Origin of the sequence: Streptomyces sp. NPDC048560 (genome assembly GCF_040650955.1) — a bacterium.
GTDB lineage: Bacteria > Actinomycetota > Actinomycetes > Streptomycetales > Streptomycetaceae > Streptomyces.
Map to the genome: position 1 here is coordinate 128,102 of NZ_JBEZIJ010000012.1, position 13,841 is coordinate 141,942.

Below are 13,841 nucleotides of genomic sequence, written 5' to 3' on the forward strand. Positions count from 1 at the left end.
CCAGAGAGGTCCGGTGGCAGCAGGTGAAACCCACATCGTTCGACTACATCGCCCCCAGCACCCTCGGCGAGGCGGTCGCCCTCCTCGCCGACGAGGAAAGGGAGGCCAAGGTCGTGGCGGGCGGCCAGTCCCTGATACCCATGCTGAACATGCGCCTCGCCAGACCCGAGCTGCTCGTGGACATCACGCGCATCCCGGAGCTCGGTGGCATCCACGTCGACGAGACGGGCAGCCTCCGCATCGGAGCGGCCGTGCGCCAGGCCCGGGCCGCGGCCGACACCGCCGTACGGGACGGCTGGCCGCTGCTGGCCGCCGCCGTGGAGCACATCGGACACCCGCAGATACGCAACCGGGGCACCGTCTGCGGAAGCCTCGCCCACCACGACCCTGCCGCCGAACTGCCGGCCGCCGCACTGGCGCTGGACGCCCGGTTCGTGATCACCGGCCCGCGTGGCACCCGTACCGTCGACGCCGGAGACTTCTTCGTCGCCACCTTCTCCACGGCGGTGGAGGCGGACGAGCTCCTGACCGAGGTCGTGTTCCCGCCCCGCCCGGCAGGCCACGGCTGGTCCTTCGAGGAACTGACCCGCAGGCACGGCGACTTCGCCACCGTCGGGGTGGCCGTCCTGCTGGAACGGGACACCGGGCCGGACAGGCCGGACACCGTGCGCGACGCCCGCGTCGTCTTCAGCGGCGCCGCCCCCGTCCCCGTGCGCCTGCCGGCCGCCGAGGCCGCGCTGGTGGGCAGCACCGCGGGCGAGCAGGCCCTCGCCGCGGCGGCCGGTGCCGCGCTCGCCGGACTCACACCCTCCGACGACATCCACGCCACCGCCGAGTACCGGCGCGAGGGCGCCGCCCATCTCCTCGTCCGCGCCTGCACCACCGCCTGGGAGCGCTGCTCATGACCCCCTCCGTCCCCACCCCGCTGACGGCCCGCATGCCGCCCCTCGCCGAGCCCTCGGCCTGGCACGAGATCACCGTCACCGTGAACGGGCAGGCGGTCACCGCCCAGGTCGAGTCCCGTCTGCTGCTCAGCGACTTCCTGCGCGACCGCCTGGGGCTGACCGGCACGCACGTCGGCTGCGAACACGGCGTCTGCGGCGCCTGCACCGCGCTCGTCGACGACGAGCCGGTGCGCACCTGTCTCACCCTGGCCGTGCAGTGCGCGGGCAGCGCGATCCGCACCGTCGAGGGCCTCACCACGGACGACGCCCCCCTGACCTCCGTGCAGCGCGCCTTCCACGAGTGCCACGGAATGCAGTGCGGCTTCTGCACCCCCGGGTTCGTGATGACGGCGACCGCGCTCACCGAGCGGTCCGACCGCCCGGACGAGACGCAGGTCGCCGACGCCCTGAGCGGGCACCTGTGCCGGTGCACCGGCTACCGCAACATCCGCCGTGCCGTGTGCCAGGCACTCGACGAGCGCTTCGGGGAGTGACCCGTATGTCCCACGATTCCGGCCCGCACCAGCAGGGCGAGGGCCGCTGGACCGGCCGTTCCGTCCCCCGCGTCGAGGACGACCGGCTACTGCGCGGCAAGGGGCGGTACGTCGACGACATCGCCCTGCCCGGCGGCGTCGAGGCCGCCTTCCTGCGCAGCCCGCACGCCCACGCCCGTATCGAATCCGTCGACGTGACGGCCGCGCTGGCCGCCCCGGGGGTCGTCGCGGTGTGGACCGGCGACGACGTGGCCGACCTGCCCGCGATGCTCAACAAGGAGGAGCTCCGCACGCCTCCGGGGCTCGCCGAACTCCTGGACCCGGTGGTCCGGATGACCCCGATGCCGCTGCTCGCCCGGGAGAAGGTCCTGTACGTCGGGCAGCCGGTCGCCGTCGTCTTCGCCGAGAACCGTTACCTCGCCGAGGACGCCCTGGAGCTGGTCGAGGTGGGCTACGCCCCGCTGCCGGTGCTCGTCGATCCCGAGGTGTCCCTGTCGGCAGAAGCGCCGTTGCTGCACGAGCACCTGCCGGACAACACCGCGGTCGCCGTCACGGCCCGGGTGGGCGACCCCGACACGGCGTTCGCCGGCGCCCACGCGGTCGTGAGCGAACGCTTCGACGCCCACCGGTACGTGGCATCGCCGATCGAGACCCGGGCGATCTCCGCACGGGTGGACCCGTACAGCGGCAGGCTCACCGTGTGGGCGGGCACCCAGACCCCCCACCGCCTGCGGGACGCCATCGCCCACACCCTCGGCCTAGCAGCGGCGGCGGTCCACGTCATCGCCGCGGACGTGGGCGGCGGCTTCGGCCAGAAGGGCATCCTCTACGTCGAGGAGCTGCTGGTCCCCCACGCCGCCCGCCTGCTCGGCCGCCCCGTGCTGTGGCGCGAGGACCGCAACGAGAACCTCACCGCTTCCTCGCACGCCCGGGAGCAGATCCACCGCATCGAGCTGGCCGCGGACGCCGAGGGGCGCATCCTCGCCGTACGCGACCGGATCACGGTGAACTTCGGCGCCTACAACATGACCGGCCTCGTCGTGCCGTACAACTCCCTCTGCCACCTGCTCGGCCCCTACCGCGTCCCTCACGTGGACATCGAGGTGACCGGCGTGCTCACCAACACCACGTTCGCCACGCCGTACCGGGGAGCGGGCCGGCCGGAGACGGTGTTCGCCATGGAGCGGGCGATGGACCGGCTGGCCTCCGAACTCGGCCTCGCTCCGGAGGAGCTGAGGGCACGCAATCTCGTCGGTCCCGACGAGATGCCGTACGCCACCGGGCTGGTGGACCGCTCCGGCAGCCCGCAGTCCTACGACTCCGGGGACTTCCCCGAGCTGCTGCGCCGCGCCGTCGCCAAGGCGGACGTCGAGGGGATCCGCGCACGTCAGGGCGAAGGCGCACGAGACGGCAGGCACGTCGGGGTCGGATTCGCCATGTACATCGAGGCCACCGGACTCGGTCCGTTCGAGACGGCGCGGATCGACCTCGCCCCCGACGGCCGGGTACGGCTGGCCATCGGTGCCCCGTCACAGGGCCAGGGCCACCGCACCTCCATGGCGCAGATCGCCGCGGACGCCATCGGGGTGCCGCTGCGGATCATCGACGTGACGGGCGGCGACACCGAGGCCACCCCGTTCGGAGTGGGCACCATCGCGAGCCGCGCCCTGGTCAACGCGGGCAACGCCACCCACCGGGCGGGCAAGCTGGTCCGCGAGAAGATCATCGAAGCGGCGGCCCGCCGCCTCGGCGTCGCCGCGGACCGTCTCGACCTCAGCGACGGCGTCGTGGCGGCGAAGGAGCCAGGCGGCCCGTCGATCGGCCTGGCCGAGCTGGCCGGACGGGCTCCGCTGCCCGGCATCCCCGAACCCACCGACGGCCGCCACGGCACCGAGATCAGTGAGACCGTGCACTTCAGGCCGCCGGGCTTCGCGGTCGCGAGCGGCGCTCACGCTGCCGTCGTCCAAGTGGACGAACACACCGGCGAGGTCAGCATCCTGCACTACGTGGTCGTCCACGACGCGGGCAACATCGTCAACCCGATGATCGCGGAAGGCCAGGTCACCGGGGGCATCGCCCAGGGGATCGGCGGTGCGCTCTACGAGGAGATGATCTACGGTCCCGACGGCCAGCCCCGCACCGGCACGTACATGGACTACCTGGTGCCCACCTCCTCGGAGATTCCCGACCTCGACATGGACGAGATCTTCTCGCCGAGCCCCATGAACGACCTCGGCGTCAAGGGCCTCGGCGAGGGCGGCGCGATCGCCCCGCAGGCGGTGCTGGCCGGCGCCGTCGAGGACGCACTGCGTCCCTTCGGCGTCGTCGTGCGCCGAGGACCGCTCTCGCCGAGCCGGGTGCGGGAGCTGATCCGTACGGCCGGCCGCAGCTGAGTCAGACCCCCGAACGCGGCCGGTCCCGGCCGGCCGCTCCCCCGATTGGACAACACATGCAGCTCGATCACTCCTTCACCGTCGCGGCGGCACCCGACGACGCCTGGAAGCTCTTCCTCGACCTCGGCCGGGTCGCTCCGTGTATGCCCGGCGCCGTGCTGGACACCCTCGACGGCGACGCGTTCACCGGCCGCGTCAAGGTGAAGGTCGGTGCGGTACAGATGAGTTACCGGGGCGAGGGCACCGTCACCCGGGACGAGGCCGCCCGCTCGATGCACCTCGGTCTCAGCGGCAGCGAGACCCGGGGCTCGGGCACCGTGTCGGCCACGGTCACCGCGACGCTGGCCACCGACCCGGCCGGCACCCGGGTGCGGGTCCGCACGGACCTGGACATCACCGGCCGGCCCGCACAGTTCGGCCGCGGCATCATGACCGAGGTCGGCGACCGCATCGTCCAGCAGTTCGCCACCCGCCTCGAAGAGCTGCTGCGGGACACCGGACGGGGCGCCCCTTCCCCGGCACCGACAGGTGTGGGCACCCCCGGGGCTTTCCCGGCCGAGCCGGAGGCGGTGGACCTCGGAGCGGCAGCGCTGCCCGTCCTGCTCAGGAAGGCTGCCGCACCCGCGGCGGCCGTGCTGGTCGCCGTCGTGGTGATCCGGGCGCTGAGGCGGCGTTCACGCTAGGCGAGCAGGGGCCGCTGCCCCTGCCAGGCTCTGCTCCGTCCCCTCAGCAGTAAGATTCTCAGTGCCGTGAGAATCTGACGGATGCCGTACGAGGGGATGGGCATGGCTGCATCGAGGCCGGTGGACCGGGACGCCGTCGCAAGCGTGATCGAGGACTGGGCGCGGGAACGGCCGGAGCTGGACACCAGCCCGCTGGAGGTCCTCGCTCGGCTGCACCGCTCCTTCCTGCGCTACAGCACCCGGCTCACCACGTCGATCGACCGTCACGGTCTGTCCGTGGCGGGCTTCGACGTCCTGACCGCACTGCGGCGTTCGGGATCGCCGTACCGGCTGACGGCCGGGCAGCTCGCGGACTCCGGACTGGTGTCATCGGCCGGTGTGACGCTGCGGATCGACCGTCTGGAGAAGGACGGCCTCATCGTGCGCGAACGGGACGCAGACGACCGCAGAGTCGTCTACTCGCGTCTCACCGACAAGGGCCTCGCGCTGGTGGACACCGTGTTCGCGGAGCATCTCGACAACGAACGCCGGATGCTCGGCGGGCTGTCGCCGTCCGAGCGCCGCCAGCTCGCACGACTGCTGCGCAAGCTCGAGGAGTCGATCGTCGACTCGGACGAGGAACCGACCGGCACGACGGTGTAGGACCGCTCGCGGACTCGCGCCCCGGTCCGCCGCCCGCCCGTCCATCCCCCCTTCACTCCTCATCGCCTCATCGCCTCATCGCCGCAAGCCGGCGGAGTGCGTCATACGTGGACCTGTCCGGCCACCGCAGACATCGCCCCGGGACCCTCGGCGTGGTGGGCGAGCACGGTGTGCGGGTCGGTGCCGGCGGTGGGGACGTGGTCGGTGTGTACGGTCGCGGCGGTCAGCCTGGGTACGGCGTGGATGAGCGCGTGTTCGGCGGCGACTGCCAGCCGGTGGGCCTCGACGACGGTGAGGTGTGCGTCGACGACGATGTCGGCCTCGGCCCGTAGTGCGTGGCCGATCCACCGCATCCGTACCGGTCCGATGCCCCGTACGCCCTTCACCGCGCGCAGTGCGTCCTCCGCGGTGGTGACGAGGGTGGGATCGACGGAGTCCATCAGGCGCCGGTAGACCTCTCGGGCGGCGTCCTTGAGGACGAACAGGATCGCGGCGGTGATGAGCAGGCCGACGACCGGGTCGGCAGCCTGCCATCCGAGTGCCGCGCCTCCGGATCCCAGGAGGACGGCGAGGGAGGTGAATCCATCGGTGCGGGCGTGCAGGCCGTCGGCGACGAGGGCGGCGGAGCCGATCTTCCTTCCGGTGCGGATGCGGTAGCGGGCCACCCACTCGTTGCCGACGAAACCGGTCAGCGCGGCGGCGGAGACGGCCCAGAGATGGGTGATGTCCCGGGGGTTGAGGAGGCGGTCGATCGCCACCCAGGCGGCCAGTGCGGCGGAGGCGGCGATGGTCGCCACGATGAGGATGCCCGCGAGGTCCTCGGCGCGGCCGTATCCGTACGTGTAGCGGCGGTTCGCCGCCCTGCGCCCGAGCAGGAACGCGATGCCCAACGGGATGGCGGTGAGTGCGTCGGCGGCGTTGTGGATCGTGTCGCCGAGCAGCGCCACGGACCCGGACAGAGCGACGATGACGCCCTGAACGACGGTGGTGACTCCCAGGACGGCGAGCGAGATCCACAGGGTGCGCATTCCCTCGCGGGAGGTCTCCATCGCCGAATCGACCTTGTCAGCGGCCTCGTGACTGTGCGGCGTGACCAGGTGGGCGAGTCGGTGCCGCAGCCTCGCCGGTCGGGAGCTCGTCGGCCCGTGCCGATGTGCCTTGTTCGTGTGGCCGGACTCGTGAGCCGCTGCCTGCTCGGAGTGGTGGACGTGTGTGTGGGTGTGCTGATTACCCTCCATGTGCGCCACCGTGACACACGGATCTGATTGCGGCTATGGCCGTCATACCCTCTGCGACCAGGTGCGATGCACTCGCAACAGCACGGCTGGGGCAGCAGACCGACACCGTCCAGCTCAGGGCCGCCGCTTCTGGCCGGGGGATGTGCCGAGGCGGGGTCGGCCGGCTGACAAATGGGCAAGGGATGTGCGGCACTCGCTCGGGAGCGAACGGATGACACGGTTCGCGTCTTGGGCCGGCCGGGCATCGATCATGATGGGTCCGCCATGCTGTGGACGGTCTCGCGTGCCCGTACTGCGCACCGGACCGGGCCTGGGCCCGGGGACGGGGCGCCGCTCGTCGCTGCCCGCGCCGCCGTCTTCGCCGTGGCAGGCACCGCGCTCGCGGCCGGCTCCCACCACCTGGTCTCCGGACACGGACTGACGTGGCGGGCCGGGCTGTTCGCCGCCGCGGCACTGTTGCCCGTAGTGCGTCGGCCGCGGTCGCTGACCGTGGTGTGGGCCGCCAACGGGACGGCTCAGGCCGGTGTGCACTGGTGGCTGCAACAGACCGCTCCGCACCCTCGGGCGCGCACATCGTGCACCATGCGGCGCACAACTCCCTGCCGCAGGCTCATAAGCTCTGGAACACCGCCCAGCACGCCACCACGGCGATGACGGCCGCCCACCTGGCAGCCGCGCTGCTGGTCGCCTGGGGCGTCCAGCACGCGGAGAGGGCGAGCCGGGCGGCAGTCGCGGCCGGAGTCCTCCTGCGCGAACTCCTCCGCAGATTCCGGCCATCCATCGGCACGCCCGATGTGTGCGGGCAGCAGGCACCTCCCACCACACGCCTGCGCGAGCCCTCCCGGCCCGGCCACTGGGAACTGCTGGCACACGCGGTAGTGCGCCGAGGACCTCCGATGACACCGGCGAACCCCGTCATCTGATTCCTTCCGGTGCGCGTCGCGCGCACCGACGCTTCCGCACCTCGCACGAGGAGTTCCCATGTCCCGTACCCATGCCCGCAGTTCCGTGATCGCCGCCGCCGTGCTCGCGGCTCTCGCAGGGGCGGCCGGCTCGGCAGCCGCCCACGTGGAGGTCGAGGCGGACGACGCCCGCGCCCTCGCGCAGAACGTCACCCTGAACTTCGCCGCGGAGTCCGAGTCCGCCTCGGCCGGCATCACCAAGCTCCAGGTGACCCTCCCCAAGGGACTGGTGCCCGGAGACGTCACCTACAAGGGAGGCCCCAAGGGCTGGAAGTTCACAGCCGGCGACGACGGGTACACCGTCGCGGGCCCGGCCGTCCCCGCGGGCGAGGACGCAGAGTACGCCGTCACCGTCCGCCAGCTGCCGGACGCGAAATCCCTCGCCTTCAAGACCCTGCAGTCGTACAGCGACGGTCGCATCGACCGCTGGATCGAACTGGAGGAGTCGACCGGCGGCCACGGCCACGGCTCCTCCGCTCCCACACTGACCCTGCGACCGGCCGCGCCCGGCGCCGAGCCGGTCAGTCCCAGCCCGAGTGCCGAGCCCACCACTCCGGCTCCCGCGACTCCCGCGCCCTCCCCTTCCGCTACGGCGGAGACCACGCCGGCAGCGGCTGCGGATGACAAGAACGCTGAAGAAGGTGGAACCTCTGTGGCGCTGCCCATCGCGCTGGCCCTCGTGGTCATCGCCCTGGCGGGCGGCGCATGGTGGTGGTTCAAGCGCCGGTCGAACACCACCAGCACCTGATCAGGAGCGATCCGGGCTGCGGTCGCGCGCCCGCGGGGCGCCCGGCCGGGGCCGGTGGGCGCTCGCCGCAGCGTGGCCTGCACCAGGAGGAGTGAAGGAGCCACGACGTAGGCTCAGGCCCATGGGTGCCTTCTTGCCGTTGCTGATCCTGGTCGGGGTCCTTGCCGCAGTCCTGATCCTCTTTGCTTGGCTGGCATCACGTATTCGTCGCCGTGGTCTCGCAGGCGGAGCCATGAGCGCCGCCTTGGCCTCCTATGAAGAGGCGTTCCGGGTTACTGCTCACGAATCGTACGTAGAGGTCCGAGCTCAGGCGGAACGCAAGGCGCCCATCCTGTCCCCTGACGACCACTGGCGGCGTCGCACTGGGGAGGCCGCTCCGGCAGGAGTTGAGGGTCGTCGAGCGCTTCATGTGCCGCCTCGTCGATCACGATGGGGGCTCGGCCGCTGGGCCGATCGGCTGAGGCGCGTTCGCTGAACGGCTGGCATCGGGTTGTCGGTTGCGGAAGTGCTGGTGCGCCAAGCGGGCGAGGGCCCACCTTCCGTGCACCCGGCCGAAGGACAAGTCCGGTGCGCTGAACCGAGCCCGGGGCCGGCTGCCGTGCCGACGGGATTCGAACCCGCGGACAGATAGGAGCAGGCCCGCCCCGTCTCCGTCAGTCGCCGTGAGAGGGACCTCGCTCACGGCGATCGCAATGGGCCGCTCTGCCACGGCACCGCAACCTGCGGGACTGCGCGCAGCCCCGCTCCGACCCAGGGTAGAGACATCGCCCTCTGCGGACGAGTCCTTTCCACCCGTCCACCCCTCCGTGATACTCATCCAGGTCTGGGCCGCGCCTGCCTGTGGGTGCGTAGGCCGGTGACCCATCCGCCGCGCAGGGGCAGGTGCGTCTCTCCGCACGCTTGTGTGCGGTACAGGCACGCTTGGCACCCGCCTGTTCAGCACCCGTGCACCCGTCCGTAGACGGCCGAGCAATGCCGTAATGACCCGACGGCACCCGGAGGAGTGGTCCGCCGGCTCCACGACCAGCGGCGGAAGCTGGGTCCGGGTCGTGGACCACTGCGGTACGACGAGGCACGGCCTTCCCGGGAGTGCCTAACGGTGTAGGCGGTGCGAGACGGCACGGAGCCTCTCCCGCCCTGCCATGACACTCGCGTCCCACAGACCTGAGACGTCTTCGCTCAGCGAGAGGGACTGGAGACGATGTTCCTCGGCCAGAAGGCCGGCACCCGCCACATTCTGGTCCAGCATCCCCATCGCGGTGAGCACCACATGGCCACAGGACACCGCGTCATCGGCGTCGCCCGAGCCATGGGCCAGGAGGGCATGCCGCAGACTGAGAGCAGCGAAGAAGGCGTAGGTGTCTGCGACATCAGTGATCCCCTCCTCGTTCGGCTGAAGCTCAGGGAACCGGTCCAGCAGACGTACGCGCTCGACGGCGTCGGCGAGCGGCCGGTCGGCGTACCAGAGATCGCGTACGGACTCAGCGTAGAAGTCCAGGTCCGCTTCCCGCGCCGGCTCGTACGCCCGGAGGCCCACGAACAGCGGCGCCATGCGTTCGGCGCAGGCGGCGACGTACAGACGGATCGCTTCACCCTTCCGATCACGAAGTACCTCCGCGACCGCGCCCTCCACGAGTGTCTCCACGTCCCACCCTCATCCTGTTCGAACAGATCGACAGGCTATACATCGGGCTCGCGGCTGCAGCTGGAGAGTCAGGACCCTTACGTGTCCGGATACTGGCCCGCACAGCATCGAGCAGCGCCGCTTCGCCGGGTGCGACAGCCACGGAGCCTCCACGAGGGCGGTCAAGGCGTGAGCGAGCCGCTCTTCATCGTCGTCCAGTTGCCGCTCTCCACCTCGTACACCGTCAGTTGCGGATCGACCGTGTCCCCGTACTCGTCGAAGGCCACGCGACCCGTGACGCCGTCGAACCGCAGTCCCGCCACCGCCTGCGGCATCTTCGCCCGAGCGTCCTTGGGGAGACTTCCGTGGGTCGCCACGACGTCCTTCACCGCCTCGATGACAGCCCAGGCCGAGTCGTACGCGTAGGGGCCGTACGAACCTGCCTCCTCGGAATACCCGGCCTTTCGGTACCGGGCGAGGAATTCCCCTCCCCCCGCGAGGCTCTCGGCGGGTACGCCGATGTTGGTCGCGAGGTCACCCTCGGCGTTCGGATTGGTCGCGAGGAACTGCTGATCGAACATGCCGTCGCCGCCCATCAGCGGGATGTCCAGGCCTGCCTGCTTGAGCTGTCGGGAAAGCGGCGCCGCGGTGGTGTAGTAGCCGCCGAAGTAGACGGCCTCGGCTCCTGAACTCCGGACCCTCGCGGCGAGACCCGCGAAGTCGGCTTCCGCAGGGTCGACTTGTTCTGTGCCGACGACCGCTCCGCCGAGCTTCGTGAACTCGGCCGTGAACCCGGAGGTGAGGGTGGTGCCGTAGTCGCCGCCGTCGTCGATGACGTAGAGCTTCGTCCTCCCGATCTCTCCGTGCAGGTACCGGGCGGCGAACGGCCCCTGGGCGACGTCCGAGGCGACCGTGCGGAAGTAGGTCTTGTACGGGCGGGACTTGGTGCCCTCGGCCCAGTGGGGGCCCAGCGTGAGTCCGGGGCTGGTGTTGGCCGGCGACACGTTGACCAGGTTCGCCTGCGCGAGCGGCTCCCCCATGGTCCGGGCGACAGCGGAGTTGAGCGGTCCGACGACGCCCAGCACCTCCTCGTCGGCAACGAACCGGGCTGCGTTCGGTGCGCCCTCGGCGGGAGAGGACTCGTCGTCCAGGGCCTTGATCTTGAAGTTGACGCCGGGTACGTGCCGGGTCCGGTTGGCCGTCCTGGCTGCCAGGTCTGCGGAGTTCCTGATGCCTACGCCGAGGGGGGACAGGGCGCCGCTGAGTGGTGCGTCCACCCCGATCACCACGGTCACCGGGGAAGCCGGGGAGCCTTTGCCCGCCGCACCGTCGCCGCCGGGCAGGTCGTCCCGGTTGAAGGTCCAGGCCAGGACGGATCCGACGGTGAGCGTGGCAACCGCCACCGCGAGAACGGTCGAGCGCCGGGTGACACTGTGCCGCCGGGTGGTCGCCCCGCCGGCGTCGCCCGCGTCGCCCCTCCCTCCGAGCGCGACCACCTCTTCCGACGTGGTCGTGGGCAGCGGCACGGGCTTGGGGGCCGGCCTGTTCGGTTCGGGCCTGCGGGGAGAGTGGGGGGCGGACGGGGAGTCCCTGACCGTAGGCGTCTGCTGGGGTGGCCGGGGCGGCAGTTCGGCCTTCTGCTCCACCGGAAGGGAGGCGTGTTCGGTGGGAAGGGAGGCGTGCTCCGTGGGCGTGGGGGTGTGCTCCCTGGGCGTGGAGGTGTGCTCCCTGGGCTCGCCCGGAACGGACGCCGGATCCGGCGCTGGTGCCGGTGCTGGTGCGGGGTCGGGCACGGGCCTGGGCACCGGCACGGGCTGATCGGCCTCGGCGGTTGCGCCTGTCCGGGGCCCGGATGCCTGCAGCGCCGACGCCAGCAACTCCGCGACCTCGGCGATCTCCGGTCGGCGCGCCGGGTCCTTGGTGAGGAGGGCGTCCAGGACGGGCGCCAGCGGGCCGGCGTGGACCGGCGGCTGGTGGGGGCGGGTGAAGACGGCCACGGCGAGGGCGTGAATGCCCTCGGCGTCGAACGGCAGCCGTCCCTCGACGGCGTGGTAAAGGGTGGCGCCGAGCGCCCACAGGTCGTTGGTGGGGGTCGGGCGCTTGCCCTCCAGCTGCTCCGGCGGCATGTAGTGCGGGGTGCCGATGACGATCCCGCTGTGGCTGAGCCTGGTCGTGGCGTCCGCGAGGTGAGCGATGCCGAAGTCGGTGAGGACGACGCGGTCCTTGGTCAGGAGCACGTTGTCCGGCTTGATGTCGCGGTGGACGATCCGCGCGGCGTGCGCCTCGGCCAGCGCGTCGAGCATGGCGGAGCCGATCTCCGCCACCCGCTGCGCGGGCAGCCGTCCATGCCGGCGGATGGCCGCAGCCAAGGACTGCCCCCGGATGAACTCCATGACGATCACGGGGGCGCCGCGGTGTTCCACGACGTCGTGAATGGTGATGATGCCGGGATGGCTGAGAGTGACCGCCGCACGGGCCTCGTCCGTGAAGCGCCGGAGCAGCATGGCGCGGTCGCCGTCGTCCAGCCCCACCGGGAAGCGGATCTCCTTGATGGCGACCTCGCGTCCGAAGAGCTGCTGGTCGACGCCCCGCCAGACCCGGCCCATGCCGCCCTGGCCGATGAGTTCGACCAGCTGGTACCGGCCGGCGATGAGTTCGGAGTTCTGGTCGGTCACGCGCATACTGTAGGGCCTGGTGGGCTGATCAGGTGACAGAACGATGGCTTGATCACGGATGCGGCCCGGTGCGGGATGGTGACGCCGTGGGAACCGGCTCCACCGTCATCGCTTCTCCGGATTCGGCACCGTGTGCTGGGGCGGGCCGACAGCGTCAGCGCGCCGGTGACCTGCTGATCGGCGGTTCGGCGGGACGACGGACAGCGGGTCTGCGGCTTGAGGGGTCGCGGGTCGGCCGGTCAGTCACCAACTCCCTCGCCCCGATTCGTCCTACTGGCCGTGGAAGCCGGACGCGCCCGAGGAGGGGGCCCACACCCGGCGCGGACGCCGCACGCCTCACGCCGCACGCCCCACGCCTCACGCCATACGCGGTCAGCTCACGGCTTCCGGATCTCCGGCTCGACCGACGAAGATGCGGGCGGTGTCGAGCGGGCATAGCGCTCGCCAAGCCGCCGGAGGCAGGAGACCAGCTCCTCGGGCTCGGTGACGTCGAAGTCTAGGTCGAGCATGCCCAGGTGGACGGCGAGGGTCTGGACCGTATCGGCGCCGGTGATCAGGACGCAGCTGTCGGCGTCGACCGCCTCCACCGTGCCTACCGCGGGGTTGATCCGCTCGATCACCGCCGCCGCAGGTGCGTGGACGGTCACCCGCGCGTAGTGCCGCCAGGCCGCGCTGGACACGCGCTGGGAGACATAAGCCGCCGCGTCGCCCCCGGGTATCTCGCGCGGGGCGAAGCGCGGGCCGGTCGGCGTACGAGGCCTGACCCGGTCGATTCTGAAGGTCCGCCAGTCCTCGCGCTCGACGTCCCAGGCCACCAGGTACCAGCGCCGCCCCCAGTTCACCGCCCGGTACGGCTCTACCAGGCGACGGGTGGGCGAGCCAGCGTGGTCCAGGTAGTCGAAGCGCAGCCGTTCCCGGTCGCGGCAGGCGGACACCAGCGTCGTCAGCACGTCCGCGGTGACGGTCGGGGCCGGACGGTCGGCCGGTACGGCCACCGTGTACGTCTGAAGGGCCCGCACGCGTCGGCGCAGCCGCGAAGGCAGCACCTGTTCCAGCTTGCCCAGCGTCCGGAGGGAGGTCTCCTCGGTGCCGGGGACGGCGCCCTGTACGGCGGTGCGCAGCGCGATCGTCACCGCTACGGCTTCCTCGTCGTCGAGGAGGAGCGGCGGCATCGCCGCCCCGGCTCCGAGCCGGTAGCCGCCGGTGGCCCCGCGCGTGGCGTCCACGGGATAGCCGAGGTCGCGCAGCCGGTCGATGTCGTTGCGGACGGTACGGCCACTCACTCCCAGACGTTCGGCGAGTTCGGATCCGGGCCAGGCGCGCGGAGTCTGGAGCAGCGAGAGCAGACGCAGCAGACGCGCGGAGGTATCAAGCATGAAGCCCAGCCTGTCGGACCATTAGGAACGTACTGTGCCTATATCGAGGATACCTTTTTACC

11 protein-coding genes and 1 tRNA gene are annotated in these 13,841 nt (G+C 71.4%); 7 read left to right on the plus strand and 5 right to left on the minus strand.

The window, feature by feature from the left end; translation table 11 throughout:
* Window positions 1-23: 23 nt before the first annotated feature.
* The 5 genes from AB0C82_RS29145 to AB0C82_RS29165 all read left to right on the plus strand — a co-directional run bounded on the left by AB0C82_RS29145 (window position 24) and on the right by AB0C82_RS29165 (window position 5,156).
* Window positions 24-905: an FAD binding domain-containing protein gene (locus AB0C82_RS29145; RefSeq protein WP_362847533.1), complete on the plus strand. Its 882-nt coding sequence runs from the start codon at window positions 24-26 to the stop codon at window positions 903-905.
* On the plus strand, window positions 902-1,438 hold the full coding sequence (locus tag AB0C82_RS29150; protein ID WP_362847536.1) for a (2Fe-2S)-binding protein: 537 nt from the start codon (window positions 902-904) through the stop codon (window positions 1,436-1,438). The genes AB0C82_RS29145 and AB0C82_RS29150 overlap by 4 nt, the downstream gene beginning before the upstream one ends.
* A 5-nt stretch (window positions 1,439-1,443) precedes the next feature.
* Entirely contained in the window at window positions 1,444-3,831 is a 2,388-nt protein-coding gene (locus tag AB0C82_RS29155; protein WP_362847539.1) for a xanthine dehydrogenase family protein molybdopterin-binding subunit, read from the plus strand.
* A 56-nt stretch (window positions 3,832-3,887) separates the two neighbouring features.
* On the plus strand, window positions 3,888-4,514 hold the full coding sequence (locus AB0C82_RS29160; protein WP_362847542.1) for an SRPBCC family protein: 627 nt from the start codon (window positions 3,888-3,890) through the stop codon (window positions 4,512-4,514).
* Between the two features lie 96 nt (window positions 4,515-4,610).
* A complete protein-coding gene (locus AB0C82_RS29165; protein WP_362847962.1) occupies window positions 4,611-5,156 on the plus strand; it encodes a MarR family transcriptional regulator in 546 nt (181 codons plus the stop codon).
* Between the two features lie 101 nt (window positions 5,157-5,257).
* On the opposite strand, the gene AB0C82_RS29170 is transcribed toward AB0C82_RS29165, so the two are convergent.
* Window positions 5,258-6,394 (minus strand): cation diffusion facilitator family transporter, encoded by a 1,137-nt coding sequence (locus AB0C82_RS29170; protein ID WP_362847544.1) that lies wholly within the window; start codon window positions 6,392-6,394, stop codon window positions 5,258-5,260.
* Window positions 6,395-6,927: 533 nt separating this feature from the next.
* Here AB0C82_RS29170 and AB0C82_RS29175 point away from each other — a divergent pair.
* Together AB0C82_RS29175 and AB0C82_RS29180 are read left to right on the plus strand one after the other, a co-directional pair.
* The gene (locus AB0C82_RS29175) at window positions 6,928-7,317 is read left to right on the plus strand and encodes a hypothetical protein (RefSeq protein ID WP_362847546.1); all 390 of its coding nucleotides are present in this window, start codon (window positions 6,928-6,930) and stop codon (window positions 7,315-7,317) included.
* 58 nt (window positions 7,318-7,375) lie between these two features.
* The gene (locus tag AB0C82_RS29180) at window positions 7,376-8,104 is read left to right on the plus strand and encodes a DUF1775 domain-containing protein (RefSeq protein WP_362847549.1); all 729 of its coding nucleotides are present in this window, start codon (window positions 7,376-7,378) and stop codon (window positions 8,102-8,104) included.
* Between the two features lie 596 nt (window positions 8,105-8,700).
* On the opposite strand, the gene AB0C82_RS29185 is transcribed toward AB0C82_RS29180, so the two are convergent.
* The 4 genes from AB0C82_RS29185 to AB0C82_RS29200 all read right to left on the minus strand — a co-directional run bounded on the left by AB0C82_RS29185 (window position 8,701) and on the right by AB0C82_RS29200 (window position 13,779).
* Window positions 8,701-8,819 (minus strand) — tRNA-Glu (locus AB0C82_RS29185).
* A gap of 378 nt (window positions 8,820-9,197) precedes the next feature.
* Complete coding sequence (locus AB0C82_RS29190; RefSeq protein ID WP_362847552.1) at window positions 9,198-9,749, minus strand: hypothetical protein; 552 nt, start codon at window positions 9,747-9,749, stop codon at window positions 9,198-9,200.
* 161 nt (window positions 9,750-9,910) lie between these two features.
* Entirely contained in the window at window positions 9,911-12,403 is a 2,493-nt protein-coding gene (locus tag AB0C82_RS29195) for a bifunctional serine/threonine-protein kinase/ABC transporter substrate-binding protein (protein ID WP_362847554.1), read from the minus strand.
* A gap of 377 nt (window positions 12,404-12,780) precedes the next feature.
* The gene (locus tag AB0C82_RS29200; RefSeq protein WP_362847557.1) at window positions 12,781-13,779 is read right to left on the minus strand and encodes a YafY family protein; all 999 of its coding nucleotides are present in this window, start codon (window positions 13,777-13,779) and stop codon (window positions 12,781-12,783) included.
* Between the last annotated feature and the right edge of the window lie 62 nt (window positions 13,780-13,841).